This window comes from Deinococcus yavapaiensis KR-236 (assembly GCF_003217515.1).
In the GTDB taxonomy this organism is placed as follows: domain Bacteria; phylum Deinococcota; class Deinococci; order Deinococcales; family Deinococcaceae; genus Deinococcus_A; species Deinococcus_A yavapaiensis.
Window position 1 is genome coordinate 55,313 of sequence record NZ_QJSX01000001.1, and the last position, 20,444, is coordinate 75,756.

Consider the following 20,444-nt stretch of genomic DNA (forward strand, 5'->3'; position numbering starts at 1 on the left):
GGCCCGCGCGCTTTTTTCATTTGGAGTCTCCTTGCAACAACTCAGAGATATTCGAGCGCAGCTTCGGCAGCGCATCCTGATCCTCGACGGCGCCATGGGCACCATGATTCAGCGCGAAGTCCTCACCGAGGAGGACTATCGCCGCGAGGACTTTCCGGACACGCGCCTCAAAGGCAACCACGACCTTCTGAATCTCACGCGGCCCGACCTCATCGCGGCCATTCACCGTGCGTACTTCGAGGCGGGCGCGGACATCGTCGAGACGAACACCTTCAACGCGACGAGCGTCTCTCAAGCCGAGTACAAGACGGCCGCGTTCGTGCGCGAGCTCAACGTGGAGGGCGCGCGGCTCGCGCGACGGGTCGCCGACGAGTTCGAGGCGCGCGACGGACGGCCGCGCTTCGTGGCGGGCGCCGTCGGGCCGACGGCGCGAACGGCGAGCCTCAGCCCCGACGTGAACGATCCCGGCTTTCGCGGCGTGACCTTCGACGAGCTCTCGGAGGCGTACCAAGAGCAGATCGAGGGTCTGCTCGACGGCGGCTCGGACTTGCTGCTCATCGAGACCGTGTTCGACACCCTCAACGCCAAGGCGGCGGTGTTCGCCGCGCAGGAAGTGTTCGCGCGGCGCGGCGTGGCAGTTCCGGTGATGGTGTCTGGAACGATCACGGACGCGTCGGGACGCACCTTGAGCGGTCAGACGCCCGAGGCGTTCGCGATCAGCCTCGGGCACGCGAACTTGCTGAGCCTCGGGCTGAACTGCGCCCTCGGCGCGGACATGCTGCGGCCGCACCTGCGCGCCCTCGCGTCGAACACGTCGGCGTTCGTGTCGATCCACCCCAACGCGGGCTTGCCGAACGAGTTCGGCGATTACGACGAGAGCCCGGCCTACATGGCGCGCATCCTCGGCGATTTCGCCCGCGAAGGGCTGCTGAACATCGTCGGAGGCTGCTGCGGCACGACGCCCGAGCACATCGCGGCGATTGCGGCGGCGGTCGAGGGCGTCGAGCCGCGTCGGCCGTCTCCCCTGCCGCCCGCCTTGCGCTTGTCGGGCTTGGAACCGCTCGTCGTGCGGGCCGGCGAGGCGGCTCGGTTCGTGAACGTCGGGGAGCGCACGAACGTCACGGGCAGCCCGAAGTTCGCGAAGGCGATCCTTTCGGGTGACTTCGACACGGGCTTGCGAATCGCGCGACAGCAAGTCGAGAACGGCGCGCAAGTCATCGACGTGAACATGGACGAGGGCCTGCTCGACGCCGAGGCGGCGATGGGCCGCTTCGTGAACCTCGTGGCGAGCGAGCCCGACATCGCGCGCGTGCCCGTGATGCTCGACTCGAGCCGCTTCGAGGTGCTCGCCGCCGGCCTCAAGAAGGTGCAGGGCAAGGGCGTCGTGAACTCGTTGTCGCTGAAGGACGGCGAGGAGGAATTCCTGCGTCGGGCGGCGCTCGTGAAGCGGCTCGGCGCGGCGGTCGTCGTGATGGCGTTCGACGAGCGCGGCCAAGCGGACTCGTTCGAGCGCCGCGCCGAGATTTGCGAGCGCGCCTACCGCCTCCTCGTGAACGACGCGTGCTTCGAGCCGACCGACATCATCTTCGATCCGAACGTCCTCACCGTTGCCACGGGTCTCGTCGAACACGATCGGTACGCGCTCGACTTCATCGAGGCGACGAGGTGGATCAAGACGAACTTGCCCGGAGCGCTCGTGTCGGGCGGCATCTCCAACGTCTCGTTCGGCTTTCGAGGCAATAACCCGGTGCGCGAGGCGATGCACTCGGTCTTCTTGTACCACGCCACGAAGGCGGGCCTCGACATGGGCATCGTGAACGCGGGCATGCTCGCCGTGTACGACGATCTCGACGCCGAGCTTCGAGATCGCGTGGAGGACGTGATCTTGGCGCGGCGGCCCGACGCGACCGAGCGGCTCTTGGAAATCGCGCCGAAGTTCGCGGGCGAGAAGAAGGCGAAGGTGGACGAGGCCGCTTGGCGCTCGCTGCCCGTTCGAGAGCGGCTGTCGCACGCCTTGGTGCACGGCATCACGGACTTCGTGGAGTCCGACGCCGACGAAGCGTTCGGCGAGCTCGGCTCGGCGCTCGCGGTGATCGAGGGTCCTTTGATGGACGGCATGAACGTCGTCGGGGACTTGTTCGGAGCGGGCAAGATGTTCTTGCCGCAAGTCGTGAAGAGCGCGCGCGTGATGAAACGGGCCGTCGCGCACCTCGAGCCGCACATGCAGCGCGTCGAAGGCAGCGCGAAGGGCCGCGTCGTCTTGGCGACCGTGAAGGGCGACGTTCACGATATCGGCAAGAACATTGTCGGGGTGGTCCTCGCCTGCAACGGCTACGAGGTGGAGGACCTCGGGGTGATGGTGTCGTCCGAGCGGATCTTGGAGGCGTCGAAGCGAGCAGATCTCGTCGGACTCTCGGGCCTCATCACCCCGAGCCTCGACGAGATGGCGAGCGTCGCCGGGGACTTTCAACGCGCGGGCCTCTCGGTGCCCTTGCTGATCGGTGGAGCGACGACGAGCCGGGCGCATACCGCGCTTCGCATCGCGCCGAAATACGCGGCTCCCGTCGTGCACGTCCTCGACGCGAGCCGCGCCGTCACGACCGCGTCGAGCCTGCTCGGCAGCGACCGCGACGCCTTTTTGGTCGAGGTCGAAGCGCAGTACGACGCGGCGAGGGCTCGCCACGGCGAGAAGAAGGTGCGGTTGCTGACGCTCGCCGAGGCCAGAGCGAGGGCGCCGAAGTTCGAGGCGGCCACGACGGCGCCCGCTCGCGCAGGGCGGCACGTCGTTCGTCCCTCGCTTGACGAGTTGGTGCCCTACATCGACTGGACACCGTTCTTCATCGCCTGGGAATTGAAGGGCGTGTATCCGAAGATCTTCGCCGACCCGGTCGTCGGGCCGGAAGCGCGCAAACTCCACGACGACGCCTTGCGGCTCTTGAAGCGGGTGTCGAAAGACGAGAGCTTGCGTGCGCGAGGCGTGCTGGGCTTGTACCGAGCGAGCCGCGTCGGTGACGACGTCCACTTGCCGGAAGCCGACGTGACGTTGCACACCCTTCGGCAACAACGCGACCAGCGCGGACCGAACATCGCGTTGGCGGACTTCGTCGGCGAGGAAGACTTCGTGGGCGCCTTCGGCGTCACGATTCATGGAGCGGAGGAACTCGCCGCGTCCTTCGAGGCGGCGCACGACGACTACTCGGCGATTCTCGTGAAGGCGCTCGCCGATCGGCTCGCCGAGGCGTTCGCCGAGAAGCTTCACGCGGACGTGCGCCGCGATTTCTGGGGCTACGCGGCCGACGAGGATCTGTCGACCGAGGACCTCGTGAAGGAGCGTTACCGAGGGATTCGGCCCGCGCCGGGCTACCCCGCGCAACCCGATCACACGGAGAAGCGAACGATTCTGAAGTTGCTGCACGCGGACGAAATCGGCTTGACGCTCACGGAGTCGTGCGCGATGACGCCCGCCGCGAGCGTGTCGGGCTTGTACTTCGCGCATCCGGACGCGGCGTACTTCGCAGTGGGACGCATCGGGCGCGATCAAGTCGAGGAATACGCGCGGCGCAAGGGGTGGACGGTGCGTGAAGCGGAACGGTGGCTCGCGCCCGTGCTCGGGTACGAGCGCGAGGAGGTGACGGCATGACGGTGAAGTTCGCGGACAAACTCGGTCGATCGTTCGTCGTGACGGCGGAGCTCGATCCGCCGCGCGGTCCGGACCCGACCCCGACGATTTCGGAAGCGACGGCCCTCGTGGGGTTGGTGGACGGGGTGAACGTGTCGGATTCGCCGATGGCGAACCTGCGCATGAACTCGACCGTCACGGCGAGTATCGTTCAGCGTGAAACGGGCCTCACGACGATCGCGCACCTCACGTGCCGCGATCGCAACGTCCTCGCGCTGCAAGCGGACTTGCTGGGCGCGCACGCCCTCGGGGTGCGCTTCGTGCTGTGTCTTCGAGGCGACCCGCCGACGCGCGGCGACCATCCGGACGCGACGGGCGTGTTCGAGCTCGGTGCCGACGGGCTGGCGAGCCTCGCGCGGGGCCTCAACGAGGGGCGGTCGCTCACGGGCCGCGACCTCGGGGGGCACACGGATTTCGGCGTCGGCGTGGCCCTCAATCCCACGAATCCAGACTTGCAAGCCGAGGCGGTGAGGTTGCGCGAGAAGTTGGACGCCGGAGCGACCTTCGCGCAGACGCAGCCCGTGTTTTCGAGAGACGACGTGGAGCGCTTCTTGGACGTCATCGGTACGCCTCCCTTACCGATTCTGTTCGGGGTGCTGCCGATCCGCTCGGCGAAAATGGCGCAGAACGTGTCGAAGTGGGCGAAGGTGCCGACCGAACTGCTGACGCGCGTGGAGGAACGAGGCAAGGCGGCGGGCATCGAGTGGAGCGCGCGCCTCGTGGAGGACTTGCGCGACCTCGGGGTGGCGGGCGTGCACTTGTACCCGCTCGGCAAGCCGGACGTGGCGCGAGAAGTCCTGGGCGCTACACTGCCGGTATGACGAGGCCGAAACGACCTTCCAAGACCGCGGCGCGGCCCGGCAAGCCTGCCAAGACAGATCGACCGACGAGCGTGAAGAGCGCCGACAAACCGCGTCGCTCCGGACCGCGCTTCACGCCCGTGCAACTCAAGGCGCCGCCGCCCGACGCGGTCTTTCGTGATCGTGACGGGCGACCGCACTCCTTTCCCGAGTCCAGCCTCAAGCGCGTCGCGGCCGCGATTTTGACGGAGCGCCGAAAGCCTTGGCGCTATCGTCCGTTTTCCTTTCCGCTTTTCACCGACAAGGGGAACGAGCAGGCGTTTCAATTCGACTTCTACGTGTACGACAACATGGACCAGATTCTGCGCCTCGTCCTCGTGGTGGGCCGCGACAACGCCGAGATTTGGGACAAGGTCGGCCGCTTCAAACGGCAGTTTCCGATGTACCACTACGAGTTGTGGACGCCCGAGAAGCTCGCCGAGTTGCAAGGTCCGAGAGGACGGCTGGGTTTTTAAGGTTTTGTCGTGAGTGAATTAATGTTGTATGTACACCAAGCCCTATAGACCGGCACTAATCTGAAATCGAGCCCTGGCGGGCTCGATTTTTCCTTGCCTCAAGCCCAAGGTCGTCTGTGAAGACGACCTTGTTTCGACGCTTTTCCAGCTCGACCGCCGACCCTTCACCCTGGAGAGAACATGACCCTCACGAAGACGCCCCTCAAAGTTCGACTCGGCCAACCTTACCCGCTCGGCGCACGCTACGACGGAAAGGGGGTGAACTTCGCGCTGTACTCCGAGAACGCCAAGGGCGTGGAGCTTTGCCTGTTCGACGAAACGGGCGTCGAAACGCGCGTGCCCGTCCGCGAGCAGACGGCGTTCGTATGGCACCTGTACATCGACGGCCTCAAGCCCGGGCAGATGTACGGCTACCGCGTTCATGGCGAGTACGCTCCGGAGCGCGGCTTGCGCTTCAATCCGAACGTCGTCCTGCTCGATCCGTACGCCCGGGCCCTGTCGGGAACCGAGCAGTTCGACGCGGGCGTCTTCGCCTACAAGATGGGCAAAGACGACTTGACGATGGAGACGAACGATCAGCGCGGCGCGCCCCTCGGCGTCGTCATCGATGACCGCTTCGACTGGAGCGGCGACCACTCGCCGAACGTCCCCTTCCACAAAAGCGTCATCTACGAGGCGCACGTCAAAGGCCTCACGATGACGCATCCCGAGGTGCCCGAAGAACTGCGCGGCACGTACGCGGGCCTCGCCCACCCGGCGGTCGTGTCGTACCTCAAGGACCTCGGCATCACCGCCATCGAACTGATGCCCGTCCACGCGCACCTCGACGATCCGTTCTTGCTGCACAAGAACCTCACGAACTACTGGGGTTACTCCACGCTGAACTTCTTTTCGCCCGAAGTGCGCTACTCGGCCGCCTTCCGCGCCGGAGATCCGGTGGGAGCGGTGACGGAGTTCAAGGAGATGGTCAAGGCGTTGCACGCGGCGGGCATCGAGGTGATTCTCGACGTCGTCTACAACCACACCGCCGAGGGCAACCACATGGGGCCGACCTTGAGCTTCAAGGGCATCGACAACCCCACGTACTACCGCCTCGTGGCGGGCGATCAACGCCACTACTTCGACTACACGGGCACCGGGAACTCTCTCAACGTTCGTCATCCCCAAACGCTGCAGCTCATCATGGACTCGTTGCGGTACTGGGTGACGGAGATGCACGTCGACGGCTTCCGCTTCGACCTCGCGTCCACCTTGGCGCGAGGTCTGCACGAAGTCGAACAGCTTTCCAGCTTCTTCACGATCATCCACCAAGACCCGACGCTCAGCCACGTCAAGCTCATCGCCGAGCCGTGGGACGTCGGCGAGGGCGGCTATCAAGTCGGGAACTTCCCGGTGAAGTGGGCCGAGTGGAACGGCATCTACCGGGACGACATGCGCGCCTTTTGGAAAGGCGAGGGCGGCCTCGCGAGCGAAATCGGCTACCGCCTCACGGGCTCCTCGGACCTTTACAAGGACGACGGTCGCAAGCCGTGGGCGAGCATCAACTTCGTCACCGCCCACGACGGCTTCACGCTGCGCGACACCGTTTCGTACAACGACAAGCACAACGAGGCCAACGGCGAGAACAACCAAGACGGCCACAACCACAACCTCTCGTGGAACTTCGGCGCCGAAGGCCCCACGACCGACCCGGACATCGAAGCGCTTCGCTCGCGCCAGCAGCGCAACTTGCTCGCGACGCTCTTCTTGTCGCAAGGCGTACCGATGCTGCTCGGCGGAGACGAGATGGGGCGCACCCAGCACGGCAACAACAACGCCTACTGCCAAGACAACGAGATCTCGTGGTACGACTGGTCGAGCGTCGACGAGAAGCTTCTGGAGTTCACGCGGCGCCTCATCCATCTGCGCCAATCGCATCCCGCGTTGCATCGGCGCAAGTTCTTCTCCGGTCGGCCCATTCGCGGCACGGACATTCGCGACATCATGTGGTTGCGTCACGACGGCGCCGAGATGACGGACGAGGATTGGCAAAATCCTGGCACGCAAAGCCTCGGGGTGTTCCTGGCGGGCAACGGCATCGCCGACGTCGGCGAGGACGGCCAACCGTTGCAAGACGATCACTTCCTGCTGCTGCTGTCGGCGTCGAGCGAGAACTTGCCGTTCACCGTGCCCGACTTCGGCGGTTGCACCGCGTGGGAACTCCTGCTCGACACGTCGAACGACGAAGCGCAGGAAGTCGTGGCCGCCGGCACCGAAACACAATTGATCAACCGCAGCTTGAAGCTGTACCGCTGCGTCCGCTGACGTTCGCGCCGCGACGCTTTGCCTTCCTCGCACGCAACCACGAGGAGGCGGAGCGCTCGGCGACGCCCGAAGAGGCGGTCGACGCGGAACAACCGACGAAAAACATTCCCTCTCCCCGCGCGGGAGAGGGTTGGAGTGAAGGATTTTACCAATGACGCAAATCCAATCGGCAAGCCAACGGCAAGTTCCGCTGCTCGGCGCGCACGCGGACACGAACGGCACGACCTTTCGCGCGTGGACGACGCAGGCGGACGCCGTGGACGTCGTGCTCTTCGACCGTGATCAGAACGAGCTGGAGCGCCGCTCGCTGCGGCGCGTGGCGGACGGGTTGTTCGAAGGCACCTTCGAGGACGTGAAGGAAGGCGCGCTGTACAAGTTCGCGCTCGGCGGCGACGCGTGGCCCGATCCGTACGCGCGTTGGATGCCGTACGGCGTGCACGGCCCCGCCGAGGTGTGGGCGCCTTCGTACGAATTCAAGCACGACCACCCGAAGGTACGCCGCGAGGAACTCGTGATCTACGAGTTGCACGTCGGGACGTTCACGGCCGAGGGAACGTACGCGGCGGCGACGGAGAAGTTGTCGTACCTCGCGCACCTCGGAGTCAATTGCCTGGAGTTGCTGCCGCTCTCGGCCTTTCCGGGCCGTTGGGGCTGGGGCTACGACGGCGTGGCGCACTTCGCGCCCTTCAAGGAGTACGGTTCGCCCGAGGACCTCATGCGCCTGATCGATGAGGCGCACGGACTCGGCCTCGTCGTGCTGCTCGACATGGTGTACAACCACTTCGGGCCGAGCGGCAACTACCTGCCCGTGTACTCGGATCGCTACTTCACGGCGCGGCACAAGACGCCGTGGGGAGACGCGCTGGACTACACCAATCCGTACTTGCGCGCGCTCGTGACGGACTCGGCGCAGCATTGGCTGAAAACGTACCGCTTCGACGGCTTTCGTCTCGACGCCACCCAAAGCATCCAAGACGACTCGCAGTACCACATCCTGCAAGAGCTCGCCGACAAGGTGCACGCGTTGGGCGGCTCGCACTTCCTGTTCTGCGAGGACTACCGAAACTTACCCGACCTCGTCACGCAGTTTCACATGGACGGCATCTGGGCGGACGACTTCCACCATCAGGTGCGCGTGTGCCTCACGGGCGAGCAAGACGGACACTTCCGGTGCTACGCGCCCAAAGTGGATGAGCTCGCCCGAGGCATCGCCGAGGGTTGGTTGTACTACGGGCAGTGCGAGTGGCCGCTGGAGCCGGGGTTCATTCGCGGAAAGCCGGCCGACGAGCTCGAAGCGTCGAACTTGATCTACTTCGTCCAGAACCACGATCAGATCGGCAACCGCGCCTTCGGCGACCGCTTGCAGGAAACGGCGGGCGAGGACGGCTTTTTGGCGGCGTCGATGCTGCTGCTGTTCTTGCCGACCGTGCCCTTGCTGTTTCAAGGCCAAGAATGGATGGCGAGCACGCGCTTCGCGTTCTTCAGCGACCATGAAGGCGAACTCGGGCACGCGGTCAGCACGGGCCGCTTGGAAGAATTCGGGCACTTCGAGGCATTTCAGAAGCCCGAGTTGCGCGCGCAGATTCCCGATCCGCAAGACGAGACGACCTTTCACTCGTCGAAGCTCGATTGGGACGAGGCGAACGACGGCGTGCACGCCAAGACGCTCGGCTTGTACCGAGAGCTGCTGCGCCTGCGCCGCGAAGACCCCGTGCTGACGCACCGCTCGCGGCGTGACCTCGCGGCGGGCACCGAAGGGGACGTGCTGTGGGTGCGCCGTTGGAACGACGATCAGCAGCGGGTGCTGCTCGTGAATTTCGGCCACGAGGAAGTCGAGATTCCCGCGCGCTTCCGCGACCTCTCCCCCGTCGCGGCGACGCACGAAGGCAGCGGCCTCGCGGCGCGCTCGGCGACGATTTTGGTAGGAGCGCGCTGATGCCCGCGCGGATTCCCAGAGCGACGTATCGCTTGCAGCTCCACAAGGACTTCACGTTCGCCGACGCTCGACGGATCTTGCCTTACTTGGAGCGGCTCGGCATTTCGGACGTGTACCTCAGTCCGCCCTTTCAAGCCGTGGCGGGCTCGACGCACGGCTACAACCTCGTGGCGCACGACCGTTTGAGCGCCGAGCTGGGCGGCGAGGAGAACTTCCGGGCGCTCGCGTCCGAGCTTCGTTCGCGCGCCATGGGCTGCGTGGTGGACTTCGTGCCGAACCACATGGGCATCGCGGGCGGCGAGAACCGCTTGTGGGAAGACGTCTTGGAAAACGGGCTGTCGAGCCGCTTCGCGGACTTCTTCGATATCGAGTGGCAACCGCTCAAGCGCAGCCTCGACGGCAAGGTCTTGCTGCCGACCCTCGGCGATCAGTACGGTCGGGTGCTGGAAAACGGCGAGTTGAAGTTGGAGCGCACGCACGGCCGCATCTTGCTGCGCTACTACGAACGCGTCTTTCCCGTGTCGCCGAAATCGCTGACGCCCCTGTTGGAGCGCGCGACGCGACTCACCGAGTTGCCCGAAGATCACCCCGACCGCATGGAATTCGAAAGCATTGCCCTCAGCGCGCGCAATCTGCCCGACGCGGCCGACTCGGATCTCGCGGCGCGGCGGACGCGCGCCCGCGAAAAGGAGGTGCTGCGGCGGCGGTTGCGGACGCTGTCGCAATCCTCGGCGGAAGTCGGCGCGGCGCTCGACGCGGTGATCGCCGAGTACAACGCGCCCGACAACGTCGATCTTCTCGACGAGCTCATCCAGCGGCAGAACTACCGCTTGGCGTTTTGGCGCGTGGCAGGCGAGGAAATCAATTACCGTCGCTTCTTCGACATCAACGATCTCGCCGCCCTTCGCATGGAGGACCCCGCCGTCTTCGAGGAGACGCACGGCTTGCTGTTCGACCTCGTCGAGGAGGGACTCGTGACCGGGGTGCGCCTCGACCACACCGACGGCTTGTACGATCCGTTGGGCTACTTCCGCGCCCTGCAAGAGCGCCGAGCGAGGCAGGCGGGCGAGGAAGCGCGCGACTTGCCGCTCTACGTCGTCGCCGAGAAGATCCTGGAGCCCGGCGAGACGCTGCCGGACCGCTGGCCGATTCACGGAACGACCGGATACGACTTTCTCGCGCAACTCAACGGCGTGTTCGTGAAGCGCGACGTCGAAGGCGACTTCTCGGCGTTGTACCGACGGTTCACGGGTGAAACCCAGCCGTACGAGGAGCTTCTCTACGAAGGCAAGCGCCTTATCATGCGCTCGGCCCTCGCGTCCGAGATCAACGTTCTCGCCGAGCGCCTCGAGCGCCTCGCCGAAGCCGACCGCCGTTCACGCGACTTCACCCTCACGGCGCTTCGCACGGCCATCATCGAGACCATCGCGTGCTTCCCCGTGTACCGCACGTACGTGCGACCCGACGGCACGCGCGAGCGCGCCGACAACGGGCACATCGAAAAGGCCATTCGGGGCGCGAAGCGACGAGCGCGCGAACTCTCGCCCGCCGTGTTCGATTTTCTCGCCGAGGTGCTTCGGGCGCGCGACGGGCGCTACCTCGACTTCGCGTTGAAGTTTCAGCAGGTGACGGGACCCGTCACGGCCAAGGGCGCCGAGGACACGGCGTTTTACCGCTTCGCCCGCCTCGTGTCGCTCAACGAGGTCGGCGGCGACCCCGGCCACTTCGGAATGCCGCTCGAAGACTTTCACAAGGAAGCGGCTCGGCGCGCGAACAAGTGGCCGCACGCGATGATCGCCACGTCGACGCACGACACGAAGCGTGGCGAGGACACGCGGGCGAGAATCAACGTCTTGACGGAGTTGCACGACTCTTGGGTGGCGTACCTGTCGTCGTGGGGCCGACTCGCGCGTTCGTACGCCCGCGACGTGGAGGACGTTCGCGCGCCGAGCCTCGCCGACGAGTACTTGTTTTACCAAAACGTTCTCGGCGCGTGGCCGCTCGACGGCAACTTCGACGGCTTCGCCGACCGCCTCGTGGATTACATGATGAAGGCGATTCGCGAGGCGAAGCGCTTCACGAGTTGGACGAACCAGAACGTCGAGTACGAGGAGGGCGTCGAGGCGTTCGTGCGCGGCATGCTCGCCGACGAGGCGTTCACGCGCGACATGACCGCCTTGCACGAGCGCGTCTCGCCGTACGGAGCGCAAAACGGCTTGTCGCAGGTGCTCGTGAAGTTCACGGCGCCCGGCGTGCCGGACACGTATCAAGGCAGCGAGGTGTGGAACCAGAGCCTCGTGGATCCCGACAACCGCCGTCCCGTGGATTACGCGAAGCTCGAGGAGTTCACGCGGCAAATCGACGGGGGTCAGGACGACAAGATCGGCTTGGCCGACCGTTTGTTGCAGGCGTACGAAGACGGAGGCGTGAAGCTGCTCGTGTCGCACGTCGCCCTCAACGCGCGCCGAGAGCACGCGACGTTGTTCTCGGAAGGCGATTACGTGCCGCTCGACGCGGGTGAGCACGTCGTGGCGTTCGCGCGCGCCCTCGGAAAGCAAGCGGCGGTGGTTCTCGCGCCGCGCCTCACCCTGACGCTCACCAAAGGGCAAGCGCCGTGGGCGCTCGGCGACGGGTGGAGTGACTTGTCCGTGCCTATGCCGACGAGCGGCACCTACGTCAACGTCTTCACGGGCGAACAGCACGCGGTCGGACGCGGCAAAATCCTGAGGCTCGCCGACGTGTTCGCGCACTTTCCGCTGGCCTTGCTGATTCGCGCGTGACGCTCAGCCTTCGGCCTCGCTCGGCAGGGCGGGCGGCACGATCAAGCCGCTCAGGGCGAGGCCGCCGAGGGCCGCCATGACGCACACCCCGAGCCAGAGTTCGAGGCTGATGGACAACAAGCCGAGCGCTTGGGCGCCTCCGAGGTAAGGCAGCCACACCGTGAGCGGCAAGGCCGTCGCGAAGATTCGAAGCTCGACGGTCCGCTTCGGAGAAGGGCGCAGCACGGCGATCAGCACGTCCGTCAAGAATCCCGCGACGAGCCCGACGAGCAGGACGCGCCACCGCGCGTCGCCGAGCCACGGCGCGAGGACGATCATCAACGCGGAGTTCACTCCGTACAGTACGGTGACGGCTCCGAAGGGAAGCTGCCAGCGCTTCACGAGCAGCAAGACGGGCGCCGCGAGCATCACGGCCGTGAGCAGGATCGACGCGAGATCGCCGCTCGACGCGTTCTCGCCGTAGCCCTGCGGAACGCGGTAGAGCGCCCACAAATACATGTTCATGAACGACGCGAAGGACAAGGCGGCCGTCGCGGACAACACGGCGGGCCACACGTTCGCGGCGGGCGCCTTTCTGGACGTGCGCGCTCGCCACGAAGCGACGAGCGGCGAAACGGCGATGAGTTCGGCGCCGAGGAACAGCAGGAGGTGCGTGGGGCTCAAGAGCGCCTCGATGCCCACTTCGATGCCGAACGCGATGTGCCACAGCATGTCTCCGACACCGCCGAAGGCGAAAACGGGAATGCCAAGCAGGGCCATGCCGTACCCGACGGGAACGGCGCTAAGTCCTCGACGACCTTCGCGCCAGCGACGCCACACGAGCGAGCCGATCCACAAGGCGGTCACGAGGTAGCCCGAGTAGAACACGGCGTGCCAAGGAGTGAAGAAGGTTTCGAGTTCTTCGCCGAGGGTGTTGTGCGCCCATCCGTCGATGAAGATGCCGATCATCAGCCACCAGCTCACGAGGATCGTGACGAGGTTCTGCGCGGGGGTGGCCTCGGGCCGATCGGGTTGGACGGCCGGGGTGGAGCGGCCGGGTAAGGTCGTCATGAGGCTCACTATGAGCGTGGAACTTTCCGAGGACAAGGGCGCGGGCAGCTTGTCGTTCCTCATAATTCGCGACCGTTTTATGACAAGAACCTGATTCCGGGCTACCATACCTCCATGCGGATTCGCCTCGACCCTTGGCCCATCGACACGCTGGACGCGCAGCTCAGCCTCAAGAACGCCTTTCCCGGCGACGTCGTGGACGTGGAGCAGGACCGCTGGGCCGCCGTGGACGCGCGCCCCATTCCGACGAATCTGCACACGGTGTACGTCGTGGACGGCAAGCCGAGGATGGAAGCTCGCCTGCTCGTCGAGGACGACGGCGAGGCGATCTTCGGCGGGTACGGCGCGTACGCCGTCGGCGCGGTCGAGCTTTGCCCGCACGGAAGCCGCGAGGCGAGGCTGCACGAAGTGAAGGCGCGGCGTGTCCTGGCGGTGTGCGGCGAGTGGAAGGGCGACGACGTGCGCCTCGTGCCGCGCGATCCACACTCGGGCGAGCTGTTGTACACGCCATACAAGGTGCCGGGAAGCGACCAGAACGCGCCGCAGCAGTTCCTGCAAAGCATCATGCTCAAGACCGAGCAGGAACTCTCTCATCGCTACGCTTCCCAAGTGCCGTTCGACGAGGACGACGAGCAGGAAGCCCTCGCCGTGTTGACGCTGCAAGACGGACCGCTGCGCTTCGGAACCGGCAAGGGCGGCGGGGCGGTCGTCGGGTGCGTGAAGACGATGCAGACCTTGTACGTCTCGGCGGACCGGGCGTATCTGCTGGCGGAGTTGAAGCCGGGCGAGCGCTCGCCGATCTTGCACTTCCGCTACGACAAGCAAGGCGGGCGGGCCGAGGAGGCGCGCTTCACGTGGTACGTGCGTTTGTGCGAAGCGGAGTTCTACCAGCATCCGTACGCGGGCGTGATGCGCCTCGAGATGCACGCGCCGTTCGAGCCCGACTTCCTGCCGCCGATCGTGAAGGCGATCGCGGACCTCAGCGGCAGCTTGCTGTGCCGTCTGGGCTCGAAGAGCTTCAAGGACCCGCGGGCGCCGCAAAACCTCATTCCGACGCGCGCCTTGGAGCAGGCGATGGGCCGCGCCATGGGCGACCAGTCGCTCGTGATGCGCCGCATTCGCGCGCACATCGGCGCCGAGCTCGGGGTGGCGTCGTGACGATCGGAACCGTCCTCGGCATGGAGGGCGCGACGCCGTACGAGTTTTGGTTTCTGGTCGCGGCGGGCGTGACCGTGCGGCTCGACGACGTCGTCGTCGCGCGAACTCGCAAACCCGACGGAAGCGAGGTCGCCTTCTACGGCATGGTGGACGAGGTCGTCAAGAAGCACGAGGGCGTGACCTTCCAAAGCGACGTGGAGGACGTCAAGGCGGGCTTGCTTCCCGTGAACACCGCCTACTCGGCGCACGTGCGCGTCATTCGCCTCGATCCGGAGGAGTTCATTCCGATCCAGCCGGGCGACACGGTGTCGTTCGCGCAAGGCGACGACTTCAAGAAGGCCTTGTATCAGGACAAGCAGGAGGTGCCGCGTGTCCCGGCGGGCTTGTTGCCGAACGGCGGCATACTGGAGCTCAACTTCGAGTTTCTCGACGGTTCGAGCGGCGCGCACGTCAACATCTCGGGCGTTTCGGGCGTCGCCACGAAGACGAGTTACGCGCTGTTCCTGCTGTACTCCATCTTCAACTCGCAAGCGCTCGGCACACGCCGCGCGAACGCCAAGGCGCTCATCTTCAACGTGAAGGGCGAGGACTTGATGTTCCTCGACTTGCCGAACGCGAAGCTCGACGAGAAGGAGGCAGCGGCGAAGTTCGATCGGTACGAGGCGCTCGGCTTGCCGAAGCGTCCTTTTCAGGACGTGCAGCTTTTGGCGCCGCCTCTCAGCGAAGGCGGAACGCTCGTGCCCGCCACGGGACAGCGCAATGACGGCGTGACGCCGTTCGCGTGGACGGTGCGCGACTTCTGCGCGAAGCGTCTGCTGCCTTTTTGCTTCGCGGACCGCGACGCGAGCGTGAACCTCGGGTTCATCATCGGGTCGATCGAAGACAAGCTGTATCGCCTCGCCTTGAGCGGCAAGGAAACGCCTTACCTCACCGTCTCCGATTGGAACGCCGACGAGGAGGACACCCTCGACCTCGACATCCAGTTCGACGACATGGGCAAGAAGCGCATCACCGGCTTTCGCGAGCTCGTCGCCTACTTGGAGTACAAGCTCACCGTGGAAAACGACGGCGCGGGCGATCGCCGCTGGGTCGGTTCGCACACGTCGGGCACCGTGCAGGCGTTCATTCGTCGCCTCAAGGGCGTTCAGAAGCACCTCGCGAAGCTCGTGCGCGGCGACCTCTCGCAACGGCAGGCGGACGCGTCGTTTCCGAATCCCATGCGCCGAGGCGTGCAGCTTAGCGTCGTCGACATTCACGACCTGTCGGCGCACGCGCAGATGTTCGTCGTCGGGGCGTTGCTGCGAGATTTGTTCGAGTACAAGGAGAAGACCGGCGACCGTAGCCCGGTGTTCATCGTTCTCGACGAGCTCAACAAGTACGCGCCGCGCGATGGCGAGAGCCCTATCAAGGACGTCTTGCTCGACATCGCCGAGCGCGGGCGAAGCCTCGGCATCATCCTCATCGGCGCGCAGCAGACGGCGTCGGAAGTCGAGCGCCGCATCACGTCGAACGCCGCGATTCGCGTCGTGGGTCGCCTCGACGTCGCCGAGGCCGAGCGGCCCGAGTATCGCTTCTTGCCGCAGAGCTTTCGTTTGCGGGCGGGCATTCTGCAACCTGGCACGATGCTCGTGACGCAACCCGAACTGCCCTCGCCGGTCCTCGTGAAGTTTCCCTTTCCGGCGTACGCCACGCGCAAGGACGAGGTGAAGACGGCCGTGAAGGACGAGGACGTCGAGGCGGTCGGAGCGACGCTCCTCGGCTTGTAGCCGTGATGAAGGCGTAGGAGCGTGTCCGTGCCGCCGCGCTCGGTCCATGCTTCTCGCGTGGACCCGCTCCTCTCTCCTAACTATCTTCATTCAACAAACTTGACACATACGCACTCAAGTTTGTAAACTCGTGTCAGTTAAGGCAAACGTCCTTCTGCCGGAGGCACGACTGACATGAATCCAGACCGTTTCACCGAAGCCGCCCTGCAAACCATCGCGGCCGCCCAGCAAGACGCCCTCTCCAAGGGCCACCAACAGCTCATGCCCGCGCACGTGCTGCTCGCCGCGCTCGCCCAAGCCGACTCTCCCGCCGTGAGCGGCGTCGAGCTTGCCGGAGGCGACGTCCGAGCGGCCCGCGCCGCGCTCGAAACCGACCTCGCCAAGCAACCGCGCGTGTCGGGAGACGGCGGCCAGTTGTACATGGACCCCGCCCTCGCCCGCGCCCTCGGTGAAGCCGAGAAGCTCGCCACCGAGTTCGGCGACGCCTTCGTCGCGATCGACACCTTGTTCCTCGCCGTGCGCGGGCAGTACAAGGGCGCGGCGGGCAACGACCTTCCCACCCCCGATCGACTCAAAACAGCGTTCACTCAGCAACGTGGAGGTAAGAAAGTGGACAACAAATCCGCCGAAAGCACCTTCGACGCCCTCAACAAGTACGGGCTCGACCTCACCCAGCGCGCCCGTGAAGGCAAGCTCGATCCCGTCATCGGACGCGACGAGGAAATCCGTCGATCCATGCAGATTCTGCTGCGCCGCACGAAGAACAACCCCGTCCTGATCGGCGAGCCCGGCGTCGGCAAGACCGCCATCGCCGAAGGGCTCGCGCAGCGCATCGTCAAGGGCGACGTGCCCGAAGGCCTGCGCGGCAAGAAGATCGTCTCGCTGCAAATGGGCTCTTTGCTCGCCGGCGCGAAGTACCGCGGCGAATTCGAGGAGCGGCTCAAAGGCGTCATTCAGGAAGTGGTCGACTCGGCGGGCGAAGTCATCTTGTTCATCGACGAGATCCACACCATCGTCGGCGCGGGCAAAGCGGAAGGCGCGGTCGACGCGGGCAACATGCTCAAGCCCGCCCTCGCGCGCGGCGAACTGCACCTCATCGGCGCGACGACCCTCGACGAGTACCGAGAGATCGAGAAGGACGCCGCCCTCGAGCGCCGCTTCCAGCCCGTGTTCGTGGACGAGCCGAGCGTCGAGGACACCATCTCGATTCTGCGCGGCATCAAAGAGCGCTACCAACTGCACCACAACGTCGAGATCACCGACTCGGCCCTCGTGGCGGCGGCGACCCTCAGCAAGCGCTACATCGCCGACCGTCAACTGCCCGACAAGGCGATCGACCTCATCGACGAGTCTGCCGCTCGACTGCGCATGGCCTTGGAGTCCAGCCCCGAGCAGATCGACTCGCTCGAACGCCGCAAGCTGCAACTCGAAATTGAACGCCAAGCCCTCAGCAAGGAGAAGGACGAGGACAGCCAGCAACGTCTCCTCGACATCGAGGACTCCTTGCGCGCCATCACCGACGAGCTCACGAGCCTCAAGGCGAAGTGGGAAGCCGAGCGCGGCGAACTCGCCCAACTGCGAGAAAAGCGCGAGCAACTCGACTCGGTGCGCGTCCAGATCGAGCAGGCCGAGCGCGACTACGACCTCTCCAAGGCCGCCGAACTTCGCTACGGCAAGCTGCCGCAACTCGAAAAGGAAGTCGCCGATCTCGAAGCCAAGCTCAAGGGCGCCGAGTTCGCGCATCAGGAAGTGACCGAAGAGGACATCGCCGCGATCGTGAGCCGCTGGACGGGCATCCCGGTCAGCCGCCTCATGGAAGGCGAGCGCGAGAAGTTGCTGCGCCTCGAAGAAGAGCTTCACAAGCGCGTCATCGGGCAGGACAACGCTATCGTGAGCGTCTCCGACGCGTTGCGGCGCGCCCGCGCGGGTCTCGGCGACCCCCGGCGGCCCATCGGCTCGTTCATGTTCCTCGGGCCGACCGGCGTCGGCAAGACCGAGCTCGCCAAGGCGCTCGCCGCGTTCTTGTTCGACACCGAGGACGCCATGGTGCGCCTCGACATGTCCGAGTACATGGAGAAGCACACGGTCGCCAGGCTCATCGGAGCGCCTCCGGGATACGTCGGGTACGAGGAAGGCGGTCAGCTCACCGAGGCCGTGCGCCGACGCCCGTACAGCGTCATCCTGCTCGACGAAATCGAGAAGGCGCATCCCGACGTGTTCAACGTGCTGCTGCAAGTCCTCGACGACGGTCGTCTCACCGACGGTCAAGGACGCACGGTGGATTTCCGAAACACCGTCGTCATCATGACGTCGAACATCGGTTCGCCCATCATCTTGGAGGCTCAAGCGCGCGGCGAAAACCCCGAAGTCATCCGCGAGCGCGTCCTGGGCGCCCTGCAAAGCGCCTTCCGCCCCGAGTTCCTCAACCGCGTGGACGACATCATCGTGTTCGACGCGCTCACGCCCGCCGATCTGCACAAGATCGTCGACATCCAGCTGGGCGGTTTGCGGTCCCGTCTCGCCGAGCGCCGCGTGACCTTGCACCTCACGGAAGCTGCCAAAGACCACCTCGCCGCGATCGGCTACGACCCGAGCTTCGGCGCGCGGCCCCTGAAGCGCGCGATCTCGCGCGAAATCGAGACGCCGCTCGCCAAGAAGATCCTCGCCGGTGACCTGCAAGACGGCAGCAGTCTCACCATGGACTACGTCAACGGACGGCTGAGCTTCGACACGGCGCTCGTGAACTGATCCTCCTCGCCGCGCCTCCTCTTCCCGCCGGAAGAGGAGGCTTTTCGTTGACCCCGCCCGATCCGCGTGTGTTGCGGCACCTGACCGACCGCGCCTTCACGTTCCCGGCGAAGCGAAGGGGGGTGGCGGCGAAGTCTTTTCGAAGCTTCACGCTTTCTTCGGAAGGTGCACGATGCAGCAGAAGGGAAGCGCCGTGACTGGCGAGACTCGGCTCATGACGCAGAACCAGCAGTCTTCCATGACGCGCGAAGAAGGCATCGAGAAAATCGCCGAACTCGTCAAAGGCATTCGCATCGCCATGTTCACGTCCGTGAGCGAGGACGGCCGTTTGCACTCGAGGCCCATGGGCACCCAGTCGGCGGAGTTCGACGGAACACTGTGGTTCTTCACGTGGAAGAACACCGAGAAGGTCGACGAGTTTCAGCACAATCCTCACGTCAACGTCGCGTACAGCGAGCCGAGCAAGCAGACGTACGTCTCCGTCTCGGGCCGCGCGAACCTCGTGCTCGACAAGGCCAAGATGCAGGAGCTTTGGGAGCCGCCCCTCAAAGCGTGGTTTCCCGACGGCCTCGACGACCCCAACATCGCCCTCATTCGCGTGGACGTGGAGAGCGCCGAGTACTGGGACTCGCCGAGTTCGAAGATGGTGCACCTCTACGGCATGGTGAAGGCCGCCGTCACGCACAAGCCCGCCACGGACATCGGGGAAAACAAGACCGTCGATTTGAAATGAACTCATGACGAACCCACCGCGCTCGACAGGGCGCGGTTTTTTTGTCAGGATGCGCCAATGTTGCAACGAGACTTCGGCAAGACGGGACTCAAGGTGAGCGTTCTCGGGTTGGGCGCGGGGCAAGTCGGCGCGGAGCAGTTGCCGGAAGCGGACGCCGAGCGTCTCCTTCACGAAGCGCTCGACCTCGGTGTGACCTTGATCGACACGGCGCGAGGCTACGGGCTTTCCGAGGAGCGCATCGGCAAGTACCTTTCGTCTCGGCGCGGCGAGTTCGTGCTGTCCACGAAGGGCGGGTACGGCATCGAAGGAGTGGAGGACTGGACGCCCGACGCGGTGCGCCTCGGAGTCGAACGGGCGTTGCGCGTCATGCGCACGGACGTCCTCGACGTCTTCCACCTGCACTCGCCGCCCTTGCACACGCTGCAACGCGAGGATTTGCTGGCAGAGCTCGACCGAGCCCGGGAGCGCGGTCAAATCCGAGTCGCGGCCTACAGCGGCGAGAACCAGGAGCTTCGCTGGGCGGTCGACTCGGGTCGCTTCGGCAGCGTGGAAACGAGCGTGAACTTCGCCGATCAGTGGAGTTCGCGCCACGTCCTGCCCGACGCCGAGCGGCATGGCCTCGGCGTGATCGGCAAGCGGCCGATCGCGAACGCTCCGTGGAGGTACGCGGAGCGTCCCGTGGGGCAGTACGTGGAAGTCTACTGGGAGCGCGCGCGCACCATGAATCTCACGCCGGGCGACTTGCCGTGGGACGAGTTCGCCTTGCGCTTCTCGGCCTTCGCGCCTTGCGTCCACAGCGTCATCGTCGGCACGGCGAGCATCGATAACTTGCGCAACAACGCGCGCATCGTCGAGAAGGGCGCGCTCGCCGAGAGCGACGTGCGCCGCGTCATGAACGCGTTCGAATCGCATGGAACGCACTGGGGCGGCGAGGTGTGAAGCGAGGAGCCGACCGCGTTCGCGGTCGGCTCCTCG

At 65.3% G+C, this 20,444-nt stretch carries 12 protein-coding genes; 11 read left to right on the forward strand and 1 reads right to left on the reverse strand.

Translation table 11 applies throughout. The features are described 5' to 3' along the window. The first annotated feature begins 31 nt into the window (after positions 1-31). The 6 genes from metH (at position 32) to treY (ending at position 12,014) form a co-directional block, all read left to right on the forward strand. Complete coding sequence (gene metH / locus DES52_RS00300) at positions 32-3,640, forward strand: methionine synthase (protein ID WP_110884777.1); 3,609 nt, start codon at positions 32-34, stop codon at positions 3,638-3,640. Further along, entirely contained in the window at positions 3,637-4,500 is an 864-nt protein-coding gene (locus tag DES52_RS00305) for a methylenetetrahydrofolate reductase (protein WP_110884778.1), read from the forward strand. The genes metH and DES52_RS00305 overlap by 4 nt, the downstream gene beginning before the upstream one ends. Further along, the gene (locus tag DES52_RS00310; RefSeq protein WP_110884779.1) at positions 4,497-4,994 is read left to right on the forward strand and encodes a hypothetical protein; all 498 of its coding nucleotides are present in this window, start codon (positions 4,497-4,499) and stop codon (positions 4,992-4,994) included. Before DES52_RS00305 ends, DES52_RS00310 begins: the two co-directional genes overlap by 4 nt. A gap of 180 nt (positions 4,995-5,174) precedes the next feature. Then, the gene (gene glgX, locus DES52_RS00315; RefSeq protein ID WP_110884780.1) at positions 5,175-7,298 is read left to right on the forward strand and encodes a glycogen debranching protein GlgX; all 2,124 of its coding nucleotides are present in this window, start codon (positions 5,175-5,177) and stop codon (positions 7,296-7,298) included. 151 nt (positions 7,299-7,449) lie between these two features. Continuing rightward, positions 7,450-9,234 carry a malto-oligosyltrehalose trehalohydrolase gene (gene treZ, locus DES52_RS00320; RefSeq protein WP_110884781.1) on the forward strand — a complete coding sequence of 595 codons (1,785 nt, stop codon included), beginning with the start codon at positions 7,450-7,452 and terminating at the stop codon, positions 9,232-9,234. Continuing rightward, positions 9,234-12,014, forward strand: coding sequence for a malto-oligosyltrehalose synthase (gene treY, locus DES52_RS00325; RefSeq protein ID WP_110884782.1), 2,781 nt, complete (start codon positions 9,234-9,236; stop codon positions 12,012-12,014). The genes treZ and treY overlap by 1 nt, the downstream gene beginning before the upstream one ends. A 3-nt stretch (positions 12,015-12,017) precedes the next feature. Here the strand turns inward: treY and DES52_RS00330 are convergent, their stop codons facing one another. Continuing rightward, positions 12,018-13,064: a hypothetical protein gene (locus tag DES52_RS00330; protein WP_110885151.1), complete on the reverse strand. Its 1,047-nt coding sequence runs from the start codon at positions 13,062-13,064 to the stop codon at positions 12,018-12,020. A gap of 114 nt (positions 13,065-13,178) precedes the next feature. Here DES52_RS00330 and DES52_RS00335 point away from each other — a divergent pair, with 114 nt between their 5' ends. The 5 genes from DES52_RS00335 (at position 13,179) to DES52_RS00355 (ending at position 20,408) form a co-directional block, all read left to right on the forward strand. Further along, entirely contained in the window at positions 13,179-14,222 is a 1,044-nt protein-coding gene (locus tag DES52_RS00335; protein WP_110884783.1) for a DNA double-strand break repair nuclease NurA, read from the forward strand. 20 nt (positions 14,223-14,242) lie between these two features. Further along, complete coding sequence (locus DES52_RS00340; protein ID WP_110885152.1) at positions 14,243-15,988, forward strand: ATP-binding protein; 1,746 nt, start codon at positions 14,243-14,245, stop codon at positions 15,986-15,988. A 174-nt stretch (positions 15,989-16,162) separates the two neighbouring features. Then, a complete protein-coding gene (gene clpB, locus DES52_RS00345) occupies positions 16,163-18,736 on the forward strand; it encodes an ATP-dependent chaperone ClpB (protein WP_110884784.1) in 2,574 nt (857 codons plus the stop codon). 214 nt (positions 18,737-18,950) lie between these two features. Then, complete coding sequence (locus tag DES52_RS00350) at positions 18,951-19,469, forward strand: pyridoxamine 5'-phosphate oxidase family protein (RefSeq protein ID WP_110885153.1); 519 nt, start codon at positions 18,951-18,953, stop codon at positions 19,467-19,469. Positions 19,470-19,526: 57 nt separating this feature from the next. After that, entirely contained in the window at positions 19,527-20,408 is an 882-nt protein-coding gene (locus DES52_RS00355; protein ID WP_110884785.1) for an aldo/keto reductase, read from the forward strand. The last annotated feature ends 36 nt before the right edge of the window (positions 20,409-20,444 follow it).

Coding starts and splice junctions, on each gene's coding strand:
- DES52_RS00310 (WP_110884779.1), top strand. CDS start 4,497: ATGACGAGGCCGAAACGACCTTCCAAGACCGCGGCGCGGCCCGGCAAG.
- glgX (WP_110884780.1), top strand. CDS start 5,175: ATGACCCTCACGAAGACGCCCCTCAAAGTTCGACTCGGCCAACCTTAC.
- treZ (WP_110884781.1), top strand. CDS start 7,450: ATGACGCAAATCCAATCGGCAAGCCAACGGCAAGTTCCGCTGCTCGGC.
- DES52_RS00350 (WP_110885153.1), top strand. CDS start 18,951: ATGACGCAGAACCAGCAGTCTTCCATGACGCGCGAAGAAGGCATCGAG.
- DES52_RS00305 (WP_110884778.1), top strand. CDS start 3,637: ATGACGGTGAAGTTCGCGGACAAACTCGGTCGATCGTTCGTCGTGACG.
- DES52_RS00335 (WP_110884783.1), top strand. CDS start 13,179: ATGCGGATTCGCCTCGACCCTTGGCCCATCGACACGCTGGACGCGCAG.
- treY (WP_110884782.1), top strand. CDS start 9,234: ATGCCCGCGCGGATTCCCAGAGCGACGTATCGCTTGCAGCTCCACAAG.
- clpB (WP_110884784.1), top strand. CDS start 16,163: ATGAATCCAGACCGTTTCACCGAAGCCGCCCTGCAAACCATCGCGGCC.
- DES52_RS00330 (WP_110885151.1), bottom strand. CDS start 13,064: ATGACGACCTTACCCGGCCGCTCCACCCCGGCCGTCCAACCCGATCGG.
- DES52_RS00340 (WP_110885152.1), top strand. CDS start 14,243: ATGGAGGGCGCGACGCCGTACGAGTTTTGGTTTCTGGTCGCGGCGGGC.
- DES52_RS00355 (WP_110884785.1), top strand. CDS start 19,527: ATGTTGCAACGAGACTTCGGCAAGACGGGACTCAAGGTGAGCGTTCTC.